The following is a 17,615-nucleotide window of genomic DNA, read 5'->3' as shown; positions in this document are numbered from 1 at the left end:
TTCGAAGGCTCATGCCTCGCCCGTCCGTTCCGCGATATGATCCTGCAGGTCCTGCGGCGGCGCATGGGTCTGGGCGGCATAGGTGCCGTAGACCTCCATGGTCACACTGCTGCGTGCGGCCAGGAACCACTTGCCGCAGCCATAGGCATGGCGCCAGCGCTCCAGCACGACGCCCTTGGGATTGTCGCGGGTAAAGAGGTAATCCTCGAGCGCCTCGTCGCTGCTGCCCGGCCCCTCACGCTTCAGATGCGCCTCGCCTCCGGGCACAAGGTCGATCTCGGCGGCGTCTTCGCCACAGCAGGGGCAGTGCAGGATCAGCATTGGGCGATCTCCTTCGATTGCGGACAAGAGTTGCCCGGCCTCGCGCTGGACGCAAGACCGGGCAGGCCCGCCGAAGCGGACAGATCGATCGGGACACCGCGATCAGTCGGCTGCAGGGGCCGTGGTGTTGGTGTCGTCAGCCGGGGCGGCATCATCAGTCGCCGGGGCAGCCTCGTCCGTTGCCGGAGCGGTTTCCTCGGCTGCGGGCGCGGTTTCCATGGCTGCGCCGCTGTCCGCTGCCGGTGCCTCGTCGCCCTCGACGACGACATTGGTGTCACCACCAGTGGTCGCGGCAGGGGTGCTGTCGCCATCACCGCCGAAAATGACAAAGCCCAGCACGGCGACGATGACCACGAGGATGCCGACCACGAAGGCGATGCCGGAGTTGCCGGATTTCGTGGTGGTCGTGGTCGTCGTGGTGGTGCGGGCCGGATCGTGTGCGGGATCGCGCGGCGGCACGTGGGTGTTCGAACGGTCGGTGTAATCGGACATTGGAGCTTCTCCTCACAGGATGCGTTTTCTGCGGGATCAACCTTCGGTCGTGCGCTCTCGTTCCGCCGGATTTTTCCAACAACCGCCCGATTGGCAGCATTCCGCCAAAAGATGAGCGGAAAAATCCGGCAGACCGCGTCTGGGGCGGTTTTTTCAGAGCCGGGGACCGCCCCGTAAACCGGTCTGGAATCGTTGGCCTCTACATTCGGCAAGAGGCACATAAAAAGAGTAGCATCATGGGCAGACTTCAGACACTTACCCTGACCAGCCACCGGGGCCGCGCGTACCCCGTGGAACTGTTTTCCACCGACACGGACTTCACCGGCACACCCGCCGTCTACCTGTTCCTGCGCATGCCGCAGGGCCGATCGCTGCAGGCCCAGGTGCTCTACGTGGCGCACAGCAACGACCTTGGCCGCTGCATCGACGACGACCGTGGCCCCGGCGGCATGCTGACCCGGGCCGAGGCCCTTGGTTGCGATGCCATCGGCGGCCTGCCCCTCGCCAGGGAGGAGGATCGCGTCACGGTCGCGCGCGAGTTCATCGACAGCTGGAATCCCGCCCTCAACGAAGGCCATGGGGCGCTTGCGGGGATGATCGGTCTGGCCTCCCCTGCTCCGATGCTGCCACCAATGCGGCGCAGCATGGTCGGGAAGTAAGCCTCCGGCCAGCTCAGCGCAGGACCGGCCCAGACGTATGCCGGGCCTGCCTGAGCGTGGAACCATGCACGCTTCGCGGCTCATCAGTGCGCCACACCAGCGGCTCATCAGTGCGCCACACCAGCGGCTCATCAGTGCGCCACACCAGCGGCGACGCTCTCGTCGATGAAGCGCCCCTCGCGGAACCGGTCCAGCCCGAATTCAGCAGTCAGCGGGGACTGCCCCGTCGCCATCAGCTCGGCAAAGCCCCATCCCGAGCCCGGAATCGCCTTGAACCCGCCGGTGCCCCAGCCGCAGTTGATGAAACAGCCCTCGAGCGGCGTTTTCGACAGGATGGGCGAGCGGTCCCCGGTCACGTCCACGATCCCCGCCCATTGCCGCAGCATCTTGAGCCGCGAGATCATCGGGAAGGTCTCGACCAGCGCCCGCACGGTTTCCTCGATATGCTGGTAACTGCCACGCTGCGCATAGTTGATATAGCCGTCGGTGCCGCCCCCGATCACCATCTCGCCCTTGTCGGACTGGCTCATGTAGCCATGCACCGTGTTGGCCATGACAACGACGTCCATGCAGGGCTTGATCGGCTCGGACACCAGCGCCTGCAGCGACACGGATTCCAGTGGAAGGCGGAAGCCAGCCTTCTCGGCCATGACGCCGGAATGCCCGGCCACGACGATCCCCAGCTTGTCGCAGGCGATGTCTCCCTTGGTGGTGGACACGCCCGACACGCGCCCGCCCTCGCGTTGCACGGAGGTCACCTCGCACTGCTGGATGATGTCCATGCCCATGTCCGAACAGGCGCGCGCATAGCCCCAGGCCACCGCATCGTGACGCGCGGTGCCGGCCCGTGCCTGCCAGAGCGCGCCCAGCACCGGGTAGCGGGGGCCGTCGATGTTCATGATCGGGCACAACCGCTTGACCTCGCGGGGCGAGATCATCTCGGTATCGATGCCCTGCAGGCGGTTGGCGTGTACCGTGCGCTGGTAGCCCCGCAGCTCGTGCTCGGTCTGGGCCAGCATCATGACGCCGCGCGGGCTGAACATGACGTTGTAGTTCAGATCCTGGCTGAGCCCCTCATAGAGCGACCGCGCCTTCTCATAAAGCGCCGCAGACGGATCCTGCAGGTAATTCGAGCGGATGATCGTGGTGTTGCGGCCGGTGTTGCCACCCCCAAGCCAGCCCTTCTCGATGATTGCCACGTTGCGGATCCCGAAGTTCTTGCCAAGGTAGTAGGCGGTGGCGAGCCCATGCCCCCCGGCCCCGACAATGACCACGTCGTAGCGTTTCTTCGGCTCGGGTCTGCCCCAGGCACGCCCCCATCCGGTGTGATAGCGAAACGCCTCTTTGGCGACGGCGAAGGCGGAGTAACGTGTCATCGGACCTCGAATCCGGGACGGGACTTGTCCCTTGCTGAAGCAAATTCAGCATAGATGTAGACATCATCGCAACCGGATCAATCTTCGGCATTTGCGACTTGTGCATGGCTTGCGCCCGTTTGGGGTTTTTTCCCCGCGCCGTCGCATATACATCCGGTCCGAGTTTGGCGAAGGTGGACCGAAGACAACATGACCCTGTTCTGGATCCTCGCGGCGGCGGCAGCCCTTGTCGTGGCAGCCCTTCTTGGCCTCGCTCTCCTGCGCGGACGCAGCGGCCCGCTCACCAGCGGCGACTTCGACATGAAGGTTTACCGCGACCAGCTGCGCGAGATTGAGCGCGACGCCGCGCGCGGCACCATCGCCCCCGAGGAAGCCGAGCGCCTACGCACCGAGATCGCCCGCCGCATCCTCGCCGCCGATGCCCGTGGCGAGACGACCGCCGACACCCCGTCCCGTGGCGCGCCCTCGCTGGTCATGATAGCGCTCATTGCCCTCGTTCTGACCGGCGGCAGCCTGTGGCTTTACACCTCCCTTGGAGCGCCGGGCTACGGCGATCTGGGCCTCAAGGACCGCATTGCCGCCGCCGAGACCTTCCGCCAGAATCGTCCCGCCCAGGCCGAGGCCGAAGCCCAGGTGCCGCAGCAGCCCCAACCGGAGCTGCCGCAGGATTACATGGAACTGGTGACCCGCCTACGCACGGCCGTGGAAACCCGCCCCGACGACATCCAAGGCCACGCGCTGCTGGCACGGTCCGAGGCAGCCTTGGGCAATTACCGCGCCGCCTACGAGGCACAATCGGCGCTTCTGGACCTCAAGGGCGACGCGGCAAGCGCCACCGAATGGGCCGACCTCGTGGACATGATGGTGCTCGCCGCCGGCGGCTACGTCTCCCCCGAGGCCGAACGCGCCCTCGAGCAGGTGATGCGCCGGGACGAGGATAACGGCGTCGGGCGCTATTATGGCGGCCTGATGATGGCCCAGACCGGCCGCCCAGACGCCGCCTTCCGGATCTGGGACCGGCTGCTGCGCGACAGCGCCGCCACCGATCCATGGGTGGGCGCCGTGCGTGAACAAATTCCCGACCTCGCCTTCGCCGCCGGTATCGACGACTACCAGCTCCCCGAAGGCGCCGCACCCGCCCTCGCCGGCCCAAGCCGCGAAGACGTGGAGGCCGCCGCAGACCTCAGCGACGAGGACCGCGCCGACATGGTGCGCGGCATGGTCGACCGGCTCGGCGCGCGCCTTGCCACCGATGGCGGCTCCCCGCAGGAATGGGCGCAGCTTATCTCGGCCCTGGGCGTACTGAATGAGACCGACCACGCCCGCGAGATCTGGACTGAGGCGCAGGAGATCTTTGCCGACAGCCCCGAGGCCCTCGCCCCGATCCGCGCCGCCGCCGAAACCGCCGGGGTCACGCGATGACCCCCTCGTTTCCTTTGACCCGTAAATATCCCGGGGGAGTCCGCGCCCCGCGGACGGGGGCAGAGCCCCCTCCCCCTTTCCGCCAGGAACCACGCCCGTGATCCACGACCAGATCGAAGACTTCGCCGCAGAGCTCACCCCGATGACCGCCATCGCCGGGCTCGACCTCGGCACGAAAACCATCGGCGTCGCGGTCTCCGACCGGCTGCTCACCGTGGCCACTCCGCTTGAAACCATCAAGCGCAAGAAGTTCACCGAAGACGCCCGCCGCCTCGCGGAGATCCTCAAGGCGCGTGAGATCGGTGGCATCGTTCTGGGCCTGCCACGCAACATGGACGGCTCGGAAGGGCCGCGCTGCCAGTCCACCCGCGCCTTCGCCCGCAACTTCCGCCAGCACTGGGATAGCCCGATCACCTACTGGGACGAACGCCTGTCCACGGTGGCTGCCGAACGCGCTCTGCTCGAGGCGGACACCAGCCGCGCCAAGCGTGCCGAGCTGATCGACCACGTTGCCGCATCGTTCATCCTGCAAGGCGCACTCGACCGGCTGCGCCATCTGCGGAGCGCCCTTTGACCGACGACATCTGGAAACGCGACGAGATCGAAAGCCCCTGCATCAAGATCTGCGTCATCCACCGCGATTCCGGGCTCTGCACCGGCTGCCTGCGCACCCGCGATGAAATCGCCGTCTGGTCCACTCTGACCACCGATCAGCGCCGCGCTATCATGTCGGACCTGCAGAACCGCGCCGGAGAGCTCGCCCGACGCCGCGGCGGCCGCAAGGCGCGGCTGAACCGCCGCGCCTGAAACCTGCGCCTTAGACCTGCGTCGCGCTCAGTCGGCGGCGAACCCGGTGATCATCACGTCACCCACGCTGGCGGCCACACCGTCCACTGCAAGCACATAGGTCTGGCCTCTGGCGTCACAGTGACGAGGGCTTCAGGAAAATCCTCGTTCCTCTCCACTGGCGCGGACGCCCGAGCGTCGGCTACGTCCTTCACTGGCAGCTCGAGCGCGAGGCGATCCTTGGAGGGGGTGTCATCCCGCACCTTGCGCACCGAAACGTCCGGCGCGCTGGCCCCGTGTCGTCGCCATCATCGCCGTCACCACCGAAGGAGGCTGCGTCAACGTCCCGAGCGCGCACGAGAAAGCAAATCCATTCACGCCTATCCAATCCGAAACCAATACCCCGTCGCCCTGCATGCAAACGGCGAAATTCAACGGTGGCTCGCCTGTTGAAACGAGTTTGTGGTCACGAATTGAAAAGCCCAGCCCGAATTGAAGATCCCGCCCGCCATGGGGTGTCGTTCAGGCCGGTTCGGTCAGCTGCGACAGGGCCAGCTCGACCACCTCGGTACCGGCTCCGTCGCGCGTCGCACGCTCGGACAGCACCCGGCGCCAGCCGCGGGCGCCCGGACGCCCCGCAAACAGCCCCAGCATATGTCGGGTAACCTGATGCAGCCGCCCGCCGGCGCTTAGGTGCGCCTCGATGTAGGGAAGCATCTCCTGCACCGCCTGCTCGGCCGACAGCCCGTGGTCGGTGCCATAGATCGCACGGTCGGCCTCCCCGAGAATATCCCAAGGGCGGTGGTAGGCCGCGCGCCCGATCATTACACCGTCCAGTCCCTGCGCAAGGTGCTGCTGCACCTCGTCAAGGCTCTCGATCCCGCCGTTGATCGAGATATGCAGATGCGGGAACGCCGCCTTCATCTCGTGCACGAGCGGATAATCGAGCGGCGGGATATCGCGGTTCTCTTTGGGGCTGAGCCCTTTGAGCCACGCCTTGCGGGCGTGGATAACGAACCGGCTGCAGCCGGTGGCCGAGACGGTTTCGAGGAAGTCGGGAAGCACTTCGCGCGGCTCCTGCTCGTCGACGCCAATCCGGCATTTCACGGTGACCTCGATGTCCACCGCCGCGCGCATGGCGGCGACGCAATCGGCCACGAGTTCAGGCGAGCGCATCAGCACCGCGCCGAAGGTCCCCGATTGCACCCTGTCGGACGGGCAACCGCAGTTGAGGTCGATCTGATCGTACCCGGCCTGCGCGCCCAGCCGCGCGGCCTCGGCCAGCTCTGCTGGATCCGAGCCGCCAAGCTGCAGCGCCACGGGACCATCGTCGCTGTGGTCAAGCAGATGCAGCGCGCCGCCCCGTACCAGCGCCGGGGCGGTGACCATCTCGGTATAGAGCAGGGTATCACGGGACAGCAGACGGTGAAGCGCCCGGCAATGACGGTCAGTCCAGTCCATCATCGGCGCCACGCTCAGGCGGGCAGCTCTCGAAAGATCCCGGTTTGCAGGGCTCGTCATGACGACATCTCCAGTCTCGCGCGTCTGTCGGCGCCCATGGGAGGGCGGTCGGGTCAGGGGATTGATCCGCCAGCTCCGCAAAGGCACCGCCGCAAGCGCCTCCCGAGGAAGCACCAAAGCCAGCTGCCCGGGGCCGACAGGGCGATGCTCTAACCGCCCGACCCGCTCATTTCAACTGTTCCCTCACCCGGGCCCCTGCAGGGCCGCGCGACATCCATGGTCCGAGTCGGCACCGCCATTGCGGTCGCCGGGATCAGCGGTTCCGGAGTACCATAGCGAAGGATTCTGCAGGCCACGCCTCGCCACGGCCAGTTTTCAGATCGACGCGAAACTACGCTAAAGCGGCCTCCCCCCTGCATCTTTGGTGAATGTTTAATCATCTCGCGGATCAGAGCCCCTAAAATTTGCCCCTCCCCTTTAATGGATACTGATGGTATACTGAAATACGTCCAAGCCGCTCGAAACGCCGGGGGGCGCCCACCAATCCAAGGGACCAATAAGATGAAACAGGGAATTATGCTTGCCACCACCGCACTGGGCCTGACGCTGGGCAGTGCTGCTGCCGCGCAGACCATGTGGGACATGTCGGTGGTCTGGCCGGAAGGCAACTTCCACACCCAGAACGCCATGACCTTCGCCGAGACCGTGAACGAGGTCACCGACGGCGACGTGCAGATCACCGTGCACTCGGGCGGCGCTCTGGGCATCCGTGGCCCGGAAGGCATGGCCGCCGTGCGTGACGGCCTCGTGCCAATCGCCGACATTCTGATGAGCCAGCAGGTTGGCGAAAACCCGGCGCTGGGTGTCGAGACCCTGCCCTTCCTCGCCCCGACCCTCCCGGACCTTGCGCTGTTGCACAAGTTCTATCGCCCGATGATCGAAGACATCGCCGAGGACATGAACCAGAAGCTGCTCTACATTGTGCCGTGGCCCGGCCAGGCCGTGTACTCGCCCGAGCCCATCGAAACCGTCGAGGATCTCGAGGGCCTGACCATCCGCGTGGTCGACGCCAACGGCGACTCCTTCTTCGGCGCGCTGGGTGCTGCACCGCTTCAGATGCCTTGGGGTGAAGTCGTTCCCTCGCTCGCGGCGGGCACCATCGACGGTGTGACCACCTCGTCCTCCTCGGGCGTCGACGGCTCATTCTGGGAGTTCATGGGCAACATGAACCGCTTCAACTGGCAGGCATCGTCGAACATCGTGACCGTGAACCTTGATGCCTGGAACGCGCTGGAAGCCGAAGATCAGGCGGCCATCGAATCCGCCGCGGCCGAGCTGGAAGGCTCCTTCTGGGAGAACTCCGCCGACGAGGACGCCGCCAAGATCGCGACTCTGGAAGAGAATGGCATGACCGTCACCTCGCCGTCGCCGGAACTGCAGGACGCGCTGCTCGACGCCGCGATGCCGCTGTGGGACGCCTTCAAGGAGCGCGTGCCCGAAGCGGCCCCGGTTATCGACAGCTACCTCGCGGTGCGCGGCGAGTAATCGCCGCCCCCGACCGGGCGGTACCCGTGGTACCGTCCGATGGCGCGGCCGGAAGATCCTCTTCCCCCCCCGGTCCGGCCGCGCCATTCCTGTTTCAAGACCGCTCAGCGGCCCAAGAGAGGGACACCATGACACACGCAGACGCGCAGCCAGGCACCAGCCGTCGTTTCGATAGCCTGATCGGCCCGATCGACGCGCTGACCCGTGCCGCCAACCTCGTGGCCGGACTCGCGCTGCTGGTGATCTTCGTCCTCATCAGTGCCGAAATCTTCGCCCGCAACGTGCTGGGCCATTCGCTTCCCTACTCATGGGACTTCTCGGCCTATGCCATGGGCACCGCCTTCATGATGGGAGCCGGCGATGCGCTGCGCCGCGGGGCACATGTGCGCGTGACCGCAGTGCTCGAAGCGGTGCCGCGCCCGGCCGCCCGTGCCCTTGAGTGGGCCGCATGCCTCGTGGGCATCGCCGCCTGCGGCGTGCTCGCCTGGGCGCTGATCGATATGGCATGGCTGTCCTTCGACCGAGGCTCCACCTCGTCGACCGTCGTGCGCACGCCGCTGTGGATGCCACAGGGTCTCGCCGCCACAGGTGCTGCCCTGCTGACGCTGCAATGCGTCGGACAGGCCCTGCGTCTTGCCCGCGGTGAGACGCTGGCCGTTGCCGAAGCGATCGACTGAGACCGCATTGGATTTCCCCCCCGAGGAACGCCGCAGGCGCCTCGCCCCACACGCGGCGCCAGCCAGCGCCTTCCGCCCTCAAGGGGTGCCCAAGCGCCCCGGCCCCCTTGCCTGAAAGGACCCCCGAATGACCAATATCGCCACCTCCCTTGTCGGCGTGATGGCCCTGCTGCTGGGTTCCGGCCTGTGGATCGGCCTCGGCCTGATTGCCACCGGCGTGGTCATGATCAGCCTTTTCCGCCCCGCGATGCCCGTCTCCAAGCTTCTGGCGCAGCAGGCGTGGAACGTTCTGTCCTCGCCTGAACTTCTGGCCCTGCCCCTGTTCATCCTGATGGCCGAAGTGCTGGTACGCACCGACATCTCTCGCGCGCTGTTCACCGGCCTGACGCCATGGCTGCGCCGGGTGCCCGGGCGGCTGGCCCATGTCAACGTGCTGGGCTGCACCATGTTCGCGTCGGTCTGCGGCTCGTCCGGCGCCACCACCGTCACCGTCGGCCGCATCACCGCGACCGAACTGCTGAACCGCGGCTATGACCGCTCGCTCGTGATCGGCTCGCTGGCCGGGGCCGGCACGCTGGGTTTCCTGATCCCGCCGTCGACCATCATGATCATCTACGGCGTGATGGCCGAGGAATCGATCCTGCGCCTGTTCATGGCCGGCATCCTGCCCGGCGCGCTGCTCGCCGTGGCCTACATGGGCTACATCGGCCTGCGCGGCATTCTCAAGCCCGACGCCATCGGAGAAGTGCCGCCCAAGACCACCCTGCGCGAGAAGCTGTCGGCTCTGAAGGAACTTGGCCCACTGCTGATGCTGATCCTCTTCGTCATCGGCTCCATGTACGGCGGCATCGCCTCCCCGACCGAAGCGGCCGCCGCCGGGGTCCTCGGCGCCATCGTCATCGGCGTGGCACAGCGCAAGCTGGACCTGCGCGGTCTGATCGCCGCCGCCCGCCAGGCGGCCGAGAACAGCGCGATGATCGGCCTCATCATGGTCGGCGCGATGTTCCTGTCCACCGCCATCGGCTACCTCGGCCTACCGCGCTACATCGCCGGCACGATCAATGCATGGGGTCTGTCGCCCATCGCGCTCATCGCCGTGCTGCTGGTGTTCTACATCCTGCTCGGGATGGTGATGGAGGGCCTCGCGATCATCGTCATGACCCTGCCGATCACCCTGCCGCTGGTCGAGGCCGCGGGCTACGACAAAGTGTGGTTCGGCATCTTCCTCGTGATCGTGGTGGAGATGGCGCAAATCTCGCCGCCCGTCGGCTTCAACCTTACGGTGATCCAGCGTCTTACCGGCGACAGCATCGCCAAGGTGACCCGGGCGACCATGCCGTTCTTCCTTATCATGGCCGCCTTCGTCTTCCTGATCGCCGTCTTCCCGGGCACCGTCAGCGTCGTCCCCGACATGCTGCGCTGAGCCTTCTTTCAAGCTGCTCCTTGTCGCCCCCGGCCCTCGTGGTCGGGGGTTTTTCATGCCATCCGAAATAGAGCGCGGCTCCCGGCGCGGCATAGCGCAGGCACCGGGTCTCTGGACTCGAGGCACTTTCCACCGGACGCATAGTCCAGTTCTTGGTCTCAGCCCGGCTAAGGTATGTCCATGCTCTCTGCTCGCAGGTGCCAGCTCTCGCTCTCCTCCCTCCAGCCGCACGACCCGAGCCCCTGCGACGGCAGTTCTCAGGCTGCCGGACGCACATTTGGCACCGTGCCGCATCTGCAGTCATGCCCAAGTCGCGCCCGGTACCGTTCCGCAGCCCTGCACTCCCACTTACTTGGCTACGGACAGCGCCACCCCGAAATGGAATACATGAAAAACCCCCGGCCACGAGGACCGGGGGTTTGCGTGCAAGGCGCCTGCCCCGCGTCATGTGCTGCCGGATCAGGCGGCGAAGAGGCCTTCGAAATCTGCAAAGCCCTTGATCTCGATCGGGTTGCCCGCGGGGTCGAAGAAGAACATGGTCCGCTGCTCGCCCGGCTCGCCCTCAAAGCGGATGACCGGCGGGATGTCGAAGGTGACGCCCGCGTCTTCAAGGCGCGTGGCCAGCGCCTTCCAGTCGTCAAGACGCAGCACGGCACCGAGGTGGGGCATCATCACCATGTGATCGCCGACCTTGCCGGTGCGGGTCACCGGGAAGGGCTCTCCGAGGTGCAGCGACAGCTGGTGGCCGAAGAAGTCGAAATCAACCCAGGTCTCGGTCGAGCGGCCCTCGGCGCAGCCAAGCACGCGGCCGTAGAAATCACGGGCGGCCTCGAGATCGGTGACGTGATAGGCGAGGTGGAAGAGAGATTGCATCTTTCAGGTCCTTTCGAAAGTCAGCAGATGGACAGGGCGCGCGGCAGCCGCGACAGCGGCTCGGCCCCGGTTTCGGTGACGATCACGGTTTCCGACACACCGACGGTGTAGCGGCCGTAATCGCGCAGCGTGATCGGCAGGTGGAACACCATGCCGGGCTGCAAGGGCGTCTCGACGCCTGTGAAAAGCGACAGGATCCCGCCCTCGCCCCAGTCGGGGGCAAAGGCGACGCCCATGGAATAGCCCGCCCGCTTGCGGAAGGCGGCGGTGTGGCCTGCGTCGTCGATGACTGCCTGCGCCGCCTCGTGCGGGGCGGCGCAGGGCGCGCCGGGACGGATTGCCCCGAGCGCGGCATCAAGGCCCCGCAGCGCGGTATCCATCATGTGCCGCGCCGCCTCTGGCGGCTGGCCGATCCAGGCGGCCCGCATCAGCGCGGCGTGGTAGCGATCATGACTGGCGGCCAGTTCAAGGAACACGCCGTCCCCGTCCTCGAGCGTCCGCCGCCGCCAGGTGGCGTGCGGAATGCCCGAGCGCGGACCGGACGAGACCAGCGGCTCCATCGCCATGGCCTCGGACCCGGCTGCGATGGCAGCCGAGGTCATCGCTGCGGCGATGTCGTTCTCGGACGCCCCGGCGCGGCAGGCCTCGAGCGCGGCGGCCATGCCGGCATCGGCGTAACTGCCCGCAAGGCGCATCGCCGCCAGTTCGGCGGGGGATTTGACCATGCGTGCCGCTTCGGCCCAGCCAGATCCGTCCATCAGCGTCACGTCGCCAAGCGCGGCAATCATGGCGTCCGACAGCGCCGGACTGACAAACCAGCCGGTGCGCTCCATGGCAATCCGGCCCAGCTTCAGCGACGCGATGAGCTTGCCCAGCACGGCAGCCGGGTCCTGCCCGTCCTGCCAGGTGCGGATATCGTCGAGCCAGGTGCCTGCGCGGGCCGAGGTTTCCTCGAGCTGGCGTACCAGCAGCACCGGTGCGCCGGTGGCGGGCACCACGAGGGCCTGGAAGGCGAAGTATCCGGCGGTCTGGCGGCCGGTGGCCCAGTAGATGTTCTCGGGGCCGGTCAGCAGCAGCGCCTCGGCACCGCCCTCGCGGATGCGTGCGCGCAGCCGGTCCAGCCGCCGGTCGTATTCCGCCGCCGGAAAGGTCGCTTCCGACCCGGTAAGCGTTGCGGTGGTGTCCTTCATGCCTCAGCGTCCCTTGAAGGTGCCCAGGAAACGGTCCTGGACGTGTTCGAAATGGCCCTGCATGAGGGCGGTTGCAGCGTCTGCGTCACCGGCGGCGATGGCGTCGGCGATCTCCACGTGTTCGCGCGCCTGCTCGGTGAAGGTGTCGTAGGTGCGCGTCAGGGTGCAGCGCCGTGCGATGGCGCGGTGATCGTCAAGGATGTTTGGCAGCAGGCGCAGCCCGGCAGCTTCGGCTACCGCCTTGTGGAACGTCCCGTCGGCCACCCAGAACGCGTCAAAGGTGACCTCGGCGCCGTCCGCGAGGCGCGCCATGGCATCGCGCAGTTCGGTCAGCCGCGCGGTGGTGCCGCGCTGCGCTGCGCGCCCGGCAGCGGCGCCCTCGAGGCGCTGGCGCAGCTGCACGATCTGCAGCAGCTGCTCGACCGTCACCGACCGCACGAGGATTACCCCGTTGGCCAGCCGGTCGACCATGCCATCCCGCTCGAGCCGCCCGAGCGCGGTGCGCAGTGGGGTGCGCGACACCCCCAGCACCTCCGTCAGGCCACGCTCGGACAGCACCGTCTCGGCGGCGATGCGCCCGGTGACGATGTCCTCGCGCAGGCGCAGGTAGGCATTGTCCGCCAACGTGCTCATGCGACCTCCGCCGCGATGGCATGCACCACGGCAGCGACGGCGCGGCAAAGGTCTGCCTCATCCATGGCCTCTTCGGGACAGTGGCTGCCGTTCCAGTTGCGGATGAAGACCATCACCGCGTCCCAGCCCGCTGCCGAAAAAGCCGCGGCATCGTGCCCGCCGCCCGACAGCATCCGGCGGGGCGCATCGCCCTGCGCCGTCGCGCCGCCCGCGACCATCGCCGCCATGCTGGACGAAAGGCGCGCCGGGGCAGACCGGCTCTGGGTGCCAAGATCGAAGCGGATGCCGGGGCGCGCGGCCTCGATCCGGGCGATCTCGGCCCGCAGCACCTCGTCCGCGGCCTCGAGCGAGGCCACGTCCGCCGAGCGCATGTCGAGCACGAAGCCCACATGCCCGGCGACCTTGGCCATGGCGTGCTGGGGTGTGGCGGCATCGACCTTGCCGAAGGTGACGGTAAGGTCGTGGCCTTCGGCGGTGAGCCGGGTCCAGGCGCTGTCCATGGCGCAGATCAGTTCGGCCATGGCCAGCATCGCGTCGGCGCGGTGGTTCTGCGGCACGCCACCCGAATGGGCCCATGTGCCGTGCACCTCGGCGGCGCGGTAGCGCAGACCGCCGCGCACCGCCTCGACGATGGCGTAAGCTTCACCGGCCTCGTCGAGGATCGGGCCCTGTTCGATGTGGAACTCGAGGAACCGCGCCGGGGTCGGCGGTGTGATGTTCCGCACCGCGTCCGGGTCAAAACCGGCTTCGGCCATGTGGTCGGCAAGGCTGCGCCCGGTGTCGGCGCGCGGGGCGTCGAAATCCTCCGGCGCCAGCCGCCCCATCCCCGCGCGCGAGCCGGCGTAGGACACGGGGAACCACACGCTTTCTTCCGCGCGGGTGACCGTCAGAACGATGTCGGTGGCCGGGGTCAGCCCCATGTCGCGCAGTGCGGTGATCACCGCGAGGCCGCCCATCACACCGGCCTGCCCGTCATAGGCCCCGCCCTGGCTCACGGTGTCGAGATGCGAGCCAATGTGCAGCGCCCGTTCCGGCGCGCGGTCGCGGCCCGGCAGCGTGGCAAAGAGGTTGCCCGCCGCATCGCGCCGGATCTCGAGACCAAGGGCGACAGCTTCCTCCTCGATCACCGCGTGGGCTTGCGATTCAAGCGCGCTGTAGGACGGGCGGGTCCAGCCGGGGCCACCTTCGGAGATGGCGTTCACGCGCGACAGCCCGCGCGAGATCGTCTTGGCAATGAGAGCTTCGGGAATGCGGATCGTGGTTTCGGTCATGCGCTTTGCTCCGCGGCCTGAACCGGAGTCAGCGTGGTGGCGGGGATGCCGCCCTGCAGCGCGGTGACCACGTGGCCGGCGGCGCCCATGGCGACGCGGCGCAGCGCCTCTTCCGTGGTGGCACCGAGGTGGGGCGTGAAGATCACGTTAGCGCACTCCGCCAACGGCCCCTGCGGCGCGGCCTTGCTGTAGACGTCCAGAGCGGCACCGGCGATGCCGCCCGCGGCCAGCACCTCGGCCAGCGCCTCTTCGTCCACCAACTCGGCACGGGCGACGTTGACCAGCACGGCGCCGGGCTTCATCACCTGCAACCGCGCGCGGTTGATGAGGTGGTAGGTGTCGGGCCGCGCCGGGGTGTGCAGCGTCACCACGTCGGCACGGGCCAGCCCCTCGTCCAGCGTCTCGACACGGGTCGCACCCTCGATGGAGGTGGCGCGGGGGGAATAGGCCAGCACCTCGCAGCCGAAAGCAGCCCGCATGATGGCACCGACGCGGGCGCCGATGGCGCCCCAGCCGACCACCAGCACGGTCTTGCCCGCAAGCTCGATGAACGGCATCGACTCGCGGAAACCGGCACGGCCGGAGCGTTCGGCCCGGTCCGCCGCGGACATGCCGCGCAGCGCGTCCAGCGCAAGGCCCACGGTCAGCTCGGCCACCGACTGGGCGTTGGCCCCCGGCGTGTTGGCGACCAGCGCGCCGTTGCGGATGGCGGCGTCCTTGTCGACGGCGTTGTGGCCGGTGCCATGCACCACCACGGCGCGCAGGCGGTCAGCGGCGTCGAAAGCTTCGGCCGGGAAGCCGGCGTCGCGGGTGATCACCGCGTCACAGCCCATGACCTCGCGCGCAAGGGTCTTGGTGTCGGTGGCAGGGCAGATGACGGGAGTGATGCCGTTCTGGCGCAGCAGGTCTAGCCCGGCGTCATGCACGGGCTGAACGATCAGACATTTCATGTGCCTGCGGTCCTTTCTGTGATGTCGGTCGCGGCGCTGTCGGCGCCGGCAAGATGCGTGACGATGGCGTCGCGCGCCTGTGTCAGGTGGGCCGTCATGAGCGCTTCGGCTCCTGCCCCGTCACCGGAGCGGACCGCCTCGATCAGGGCGAGGTGTTCGGCGCAGCCTTCGGCAAAGCGTTCGGGCACGACACGGTGATCATAGATGCAGGTGCGGCGGTGCAGCTCGGCGATGACCCGCACCATGGGCGCGTTGCCCGACGCCCCGGCAAAGGCCAGGTGCAGGTCCTGGTCCACGTGCCATTGCAGATCGTCCTGCCCCGGCCCCGACTCGAGCAGCGCGCGCACGGCCACCTCCAGCGCATGCAGCCGCGCCACGTCCATTCGTCCAGCAGCGTTACGGGCGCAGGCCGGCTCCAGCGCGAGCCGCAGGAAGAAGATCTCATCAATCTCCTCGGCGGTGATGCGGCGGACCCGGAAAAAGCGCCCCTTCTGTTCGGCCAGCCCATCGCTGTCGATGCGCCCGATGGCCTCGCGCACCGGGGTGCGCGACATGCCGAGCACCTCGCAGAGCTTGACCTCCTGCAGGGTGTCCCCGGGCTTCAGCTGCCCTTCAAGGATCATGCGGATCAGCTCGCGGTAAGCGGTCTCCGCAAGGCTGGTGCGACTCATTCGAGGTCCCCCATGACCGCCGCCGGGTCGGCGACACCGCCGGCAAGGTTGCACGACAGCAGGAATTCCGAGCTTAGCGCCGCGCGGCCCGCAGGGATCAGCCCGGCCAGCACCTCACGCAAGCGAGCGCGTTCGGCGATGGCCAGATCCTCGGCCCGGTCGCGACTGACCAGCTCGAAGCGGAAGGTGGCTCCGGTGGGCAGTTGCGCGAGGCGCGGCAGGTCCACCGAGGCGACGGTGGCGATCTTGGGGTAACCGCCAGTGGTCTGGGCGTCGGCCATCAGCACCATCGGCCGCCCCGAGGCGGGCACCTGTATGGCGCCGGGCACGATGCCGTCGGACACGATGTCGTGGCCCTGCGCGGCGCGCAACTCCTGCCCGTCGAGCGCCATGGCCATGCGGTCGCGCTGCGGTGACACGGTGAAGACCGCCGAGGTCAGCAGCGCCAGCGTGTCGGCGTCGAAATAGTCATCCTGAGGGCCCGCCACGATGCGGATCGGCAGCTCGGCCGAGGCCGGCGCAGGCACCTCGCGGGGGCGCAGGCCGATGCCTGGCTCAGCCTCGCCCACGGGCAGGGTGTCGCCCGCCGCAAGGGGGCGGCCGTCGATGCCGCCAAGGGCGAAGCGCAGATGGGTTGCCCGCGCGCCAAGCACCTGCGGCACGTCAATGCCGCCCGCCACGGCCATGTATCCCCAGACCGCGCCGCGCAGGGCGCCGATGCGCAGGGTATCACCGGCGCTGACCCGGAACGATTCATATGACGGGACGGTCTTGCCCTCTACGGTGATCTGGCACTCACCGCCGGTGACGGCGCACAGCATGTCCGCCCCGGCCCGGAACGTGCCGCCAAGTCCGGTGAATTCCAGCGCTGCCGCCTCGGGAGCGTTGCCGCACAGAGCGTTTGCAAGGTCCAGCGCAGGCCGGTCCATGGCCCCCGCCGCCGGCACGCCAAAGCGCTTGTGCGCATGGCGGCCATGATCCTGGATCGAGGTCATCGGTCCCGCCTGAAGCACGTCCAGACTCATGACAGGTTCTCCTGTTCGGGACGGGGGCTGGCAAAGGCCCTCGCCTCGTCCTCGGTGACAGGGACGAAGCGCACGCGGTCACCGGCGGCGAACAGGAACGGCTCCGCCCGGTCCGGATCGAAGGCGCGCCACGGGGTCTGCCCGATGAAGCGCCAGCCTGAAGGCCCTGCGACCGAGTTGATGCTGGCCTGCTGGCCACCGATGCCGATGGCACCTGCGGGAATGTCGAGGCGCGGAGTCGACAGGCGCGGTGTGTGCAGCGCCTCCGGCAGACCACCAAGATAGGTAAAGCCCGGCGCAAAGCCGATCATGTAGACTCGGTATTCCGCATCCGAATGCATCTTGATGAGCGCCTCGGGGGACATGCCCTTGGCCTCGGCCAATTCCTCGAGGTCAAGCCCCGCAGCACCGCCATAAACCACCGGCACCCGCCACAGCCGCCCCGGCGCCGCGCCGGTATCTAGCCCGTCCAGCAGCCCGTGCAGGTGGCGCTCAAGCGCCGCGCCGCGCAGGATCTCCGGATCGTAGCTCACCAAAAGGGATCGATAGGTAGGCACGGTTTCCAGCAGTCCGTCGGGGGCCGCCGAGCGCAGCGCTTCGGCAAGAGCGATCACGCGGCGGTTGACTTCCTCGTCCACCACCTCTCCAAACTGGACCGTCATCGCCGTGTCGCCGACGGGCAGAATCCGTACCGCCCCCGAGTGATCGTCTGTCGCCCCATTTTCGGGCGTTGTGCCGCTGTTCATTGCCAACCTTCGCTGCCTTGCTTGCTTTTTCAGTATACCAGCTGTATCCGAAAAACAAGACAGGCCACTTTGGACCCCGGCTCCAAAGCCTCGA

General features: G+C 67.6%; 19 protein-coding genes. 7 read left to right on the top strand and 12 right to left on the bottom strand.

Annotated features, from left to right (window positions below):
* Positions 1-9: 9 nt before the first annotated feature.
* Both IEX41_RS17615 and IEX41_RS17610 read right to left on the bottom strand, forming a co-directional pair.
* A complete protein-coding gene (locus IEX41_RS17615) occupies positions 10-321 on the bottom strand; it encodes a sarcosine oxidase subunit delta (RefSeq protein WP_188791631.1) in 312 nt (103 codons plus the stop codon).
* Positions 322-423: 102 nt separating this feature from the next.
* Positions 424-813 carry a hypothetical protein gene (locus IEX41_RS17610; protein WP_188791630.1) on the bottom strand — a complete coding sequence of 130 codons (390 nt, stop codon included), beginning with the start codon at positions 811-813 and terminating at the stop codon, positions 424-426.
* A gap of 236 nt (positions 814-1,049) precedes the next feature.
* Between IEX41_RS17610 and IEX41_RS17605 the strand changes: the two genes are divergently transcribed.
* The gene (locus IEX41_RS17605) at positions 1,050-1,472 is read left to right on the top strand and encodes a hypothetical protein (protein ID WP_188791629.1); all 423 of its coding nucleotides are present in this window, start codon (positions 1,050-1,052) and stop codon (positions 1,470-1,472) included.
* Between the two features lie 131 nt (positions 1,473-1,603).
* On the opposite strand, the gene IEX41_RS17600 is transcribed toward IEX41_RS17605, so the two are convergent.
* Positions 1,604-2,848, bottom strand: coding sequence for a sarcosine oxidase subunit beta family protein (locus tag IEX41_RS17600; protein WP_188791628.1), 1,245 nt, complete (start codon positions 2,846-2,848; stop codon positions 1,604-1,606).
* A gap of 189 nt (positions 2,849-3,037) precedes the next feature.
* Here IEX41_RS17600 and ccmI point away from each other — a divergent pair, with 189 nt between their 5' ends.
* From ccmI to IEX41_RS17585, 3 genes are all read left to right on the top strand, one after another.
* Positions 3,038-4,270: a c-type cytochrome biogenesis protein CcmI gene (ccmI, locus tag IEX41_RS17595; RefSeq protein WP_188791627.1), complete on the top strand. Its 1,233-nt coding sequence runs from the start codon at positions 3,038-3,040 to the stop codon at positions 4,268-4,270.
* Positions 4,271-4,367: 97 nt separating this feature from the next.
* The gene (gene ruvX, locus IEX41_RS17590) at positions 4,368-4,844 is read left to right on the top strand and encodes a Holliday junction resolvase RuvX (RefSeq protein ID WP_188791626.1); all 477 of its coding nucleotides are present in this window, start codon (positions 4,368-4,370) and stop codon (positions 4,842-4,844) included.
* The gene (locus IEX41_RS17585) at positions 4,841-5,077 is read left to right on the top strand and encodes a DUF1289 domain-containing protein (RefSeq protein WP_188791625.1); all 237 of its coding nucleotides are present in this window, start codon (positions 4,841-4,843) and stop codon (positions 5,075-5,077) included. The genes ruvX and IEX41_RS17585 overlap by 4 nt, the downstream gene beginning before the upstream one ends.
* A 501-nt stretch (positions 5,078-5,578) precedes the next feature.
* Here the strand turns inward: IEX41_RS17585 and dusA are convergent.
* Positions 5,579-6,577 carry a tRNA dihydrouridine(20/20a) synthase DusA gene (gene dusA / locus IEX41_RS17580; protein ID WP_188791624.1) on the bottom strand — a complete coding sequence of 333 codons (999 nt, stop codon included), beginning with the start codon at positions 6,575-6,577 and terminating at the stop codon, positions 5,579-5,581.
* A 501-nt stretch (positions 6,578-7,078) separates the two neighbouring features.
* On the opposite strand from dusA, the gene IEX41_RS17575 reads away from it, so the two are divergent.
* The 3 genes from IEX41_RS17575 to IEX41_RS17565 all read left to right on the top strand — a co-directional run bounded on the left by IEX41_RS17575 (position 7,079) and on the right by IEX41_RS17565 (position 10,162).
* The gene (locus IEX41_RS17575; RefSeq protein WP_188791623.1) at positions 7,079-8,062 is read left to right on the top strand and encodes a TRAP transporter substrate-binding protein; all 984 of its coding nucleotides are present in this window, start codon (positions 7,079-7,081) and stop codon (positions 8,060-8,062) included.
* A gap of 128 nt (positions 8,063-8,190) precedes the next feature.
* On the top strand, positions 8,191-8,739 hold the full coding sequence (locus IEX41_RS17570) for a TRAP transporter small permease subunit (RefSeq protein WP_188791622.1): 549 nt from the start codon (positions 8,191-8,193) through the stop codon (positions 8,737-8,739).
* A 127-nt stretch (positions 8,740-8,866) separates the two neighbouring features.
* Positions 8,867-10,162, top strand: coding sequence for a TRAP transporter large permease (locus IEX41_RS17565; protein WP_188791621.1), 1,296 nt, complete (start codon positions 8,867-8,869; stop codon positions 10,160-10,162).
* A gap of 459 nt (positions 10,163-10,621) precedes the next feature.
* Here IEX41_RS17565 and IEX41_RS17560 read toward each other — a convergent pair whose 3' ends face one another.
* From IEX41_RS17560 to pxpB, 8 genes are read right to left on the bottom strand one after another with little or no spacing between them, the layout of a single operon-like run.
* Positions 10,622-11,035 (bottom strand): VOC family protein, encoded by a 414-nt coding sequence (locus tag IEX41_RS17560; RefSeq protein ID WP_188791620.1) that lies wholly within the window; start codon positions 11,033-11,035, stop codon positions 10,622-10,624.
* Between the two features lie 20 nt (positions 11,036-11,055).
* Complete coding sequence (locus tag IEX41_RS17555) at positions 11,056-12,225, bottom strand: M24 family metallopeptidase (protein ID WP_188791619.1); 1,170 nt, start codon at positions 12,223-12,225, stop codon at positions 11,056-11,058.
* Between the two features lie 3 nt (positions 12,226-12,228).
* On the bottom strand, positions 12,229-12,858 hold the full coding sequence (locus tag IEX41_RS17550; protein WP_188791618.1) for a GntR family transcriptional regulator: 630 nt from the start codon (positions 12,856-12,858) through the stop codon (positions 12,229-12,231).
* On the bottom strand, positions 12,855-14,129 hold the full coding sequence (locus IEX41_RS17545) for a hydantoinase/carbamoylase family amidase (protein ID WP_188791617.1): 1,275 nt from the start codon (positions 14,127-14,129) through the stop codon (positions 12,855-12,857). Before IEX41_RS17545 ends, IEX41_RS17550 begins: the two co-directional genes overlap by 4 nt.
* Entirely contained in the window at positions 14,126-15,079 is a 954-nt protein-coding gene (locus IEX41_RS17540; RefSeq protein WP_188791616.1) for an NAD(P)-dependent oxidoreductase, read from the bottom strand. Before IEX41_RS17540 ends, IEX41_RS17545 begins: the two co-directional genes overlap by 4 nt.
* On the bottom strand, positions 15,076-15,750 hold the full coding sequence (locus tag IEX41_RS17535; protein WP_188791615.1) for a GntR family transcriptional regulator: 675 nt from the start codon (positions 15,748-15,750) through the stop codon (positions 15,076-15,078). The genes IEX41_RS17540 and IEX41_RS17535 overlap by 4 nt, the downstream gene beginning before the upstream one ends.
* Positions 15,747-16,775 (bottom strand): 5-oxoprolinase subunit C family protein, encoded by a 1,029-nt coding sequence (locus IEX41_RS17530; protein WP_188791614.1) that lies wholly within the window; start codon positions 16,773-16,775, stop codon positions 15,747-15,749. The genes IEX41_RS17535 and IEX41_RS17530 overlap by 4 nt, the downstream gene beginning before the upstream one ends.
* The gene (gene pxpB, locus IEX41_RS17525) at positions 16,772-17,521 is read right to left on the bottom strand and encodes a 5-oxoprolinase subunit PxpB (RefSeq protein WP_188791613.1); all 750 of its coding nucleotides are present in this window, start codon (positions 17,519-17,521) and stop codon (positions 16,772-16,774) included. The genes IEX41_RS17530 and pxpB overlap by 4 nt, the downstream gene beginning before the upstream one ends.
* Positions 17,522-17,615 lie beyond the last annotated feature (94 nt).

This window comes from Salipiger pallidus (assembly GCF_014643635.1).
Classification (GTDB): Bacteria; Pseudomonadota; Alphaproteobacteria; order Rhodobacterales; family Rhodobacteraceae; genus Salipiger; species Salipiger pallidus.
This window is presented reverse-complemented; position numbering and strand designations above follow the sequence as displayed.

Coding starts and splice junctions, on each gene's coding strand:
- IEX41_RS17575 (WP_188791623.1), top strand. CDS start 7,079: ATGAAACAGGGAATTATGCTTGCCACCACCGCACTGGGCCTGACGCTG.
- IEX41_RS17560 (WP_188791620.1), bottom strand. CDS start 11,035: ATGCAATCTCTCTTCCACCTCGCCTATCACGTCACCGATCTCGAGGCC.
- IEX41_RS17545 (WP_188791617.1), bottom strand. CDS start 14,129: ATGACCGAAACCACGATCCGCATTCCCGAAGCTCTCATTGCCAAGACG.
- IEX41_RS17610 (WP_188791630.1), bottom strand. CDS start 813: ATGTCCGATTACACCGACCGTTCGAACACCCACGTGCCGCCGCGCGAT.
- IEX41_RS17565 (WP_188791621.1), top strand. CDS start 8,867: ATGACCAATATCGCCACCTCCCTTGTCGGCGTGATGGCCCTGCTGCTG.
- dusA (WP_188791624.1), bottom strand. CDS start 6,577: ATGACGAGCCCTGCAAACCGGGATCTTTCGAGAGCTGCCCGCCTGAGC.
- IEX41_RS17540 (WP_188791616.1), bottom strand. CDS start 15,079: ATGAAATGTCTGATCGTTCAGCCCGTGCATGACGCCGGGCTAGACCTG.
- IEX41_RS17530 (WP_188791614.1), bottom strand. CDS start 16,775: ATGAGTCTGGACGTGCTTCAGGCGGGACCGATGACCTCGATCCAGGAT.
- IEX41_RS17550 (WP_188791618.1), bottom strand. CDS start 12,858: ATGAGCACGTTGGCGGACAATGCCTACCTGCGCCTGCGCGAGGACATC.
- pxpB (WP_188791613.1), bottom strand. CDS start 17,521: ATGAACAGCGGCACAACGCCCGAAAATGGGGCGACAGACGATCACTCG.
- IEX41_RS17535 (WP_188791615.1), bottom strand. CDS start 15,750: ATGAGTCGCACCAGCCTTGCGGAGACCGCTTACCGCGAGCTGATCCGC.
- IEX41_RS17555 (WP_188791619.1), bottom strand. CDS start 12,225: ATGAAGGACACCACCGCAACGCTTACCGGGTCGGAAGCGACCTTTCCG.
- IEX41_RS17605 (WP_188791629.1), top strand. CDS start 1,050: ATGGGCAGACTTCAGACACTTACCCTGACCAGCCACCGGGGCCGCGCG.
- IEX41_RS17615 (WP_188791631.1), bottom strand. CDS start 321: ATGCTGATCCTGCACTGCCCCTGCTGTGGCGAAGACGCCGCCGAGATC.
- IEX41_RS17600 (WP_188791628.1), bottom strand. CDS start 2,848: ATGACACGTTACTCCGCCTTCGCCGTCGCCAAAGAGGCGTTTCGCTAT.
- ccmI (WP_188791627.1), top strand. CDS start 3,038: ATGACCCTGTTCTGGATCCTCGCGGCGGCGGCAGCCCTTGTCGTGGCA.
- IEX41_RS17570 (WP_188791622.1), top strand. CDS start 8,191: ATGACACACGCAGACGCGCAGCCAGGCACCAGCCGTCGTTTCGATAGC.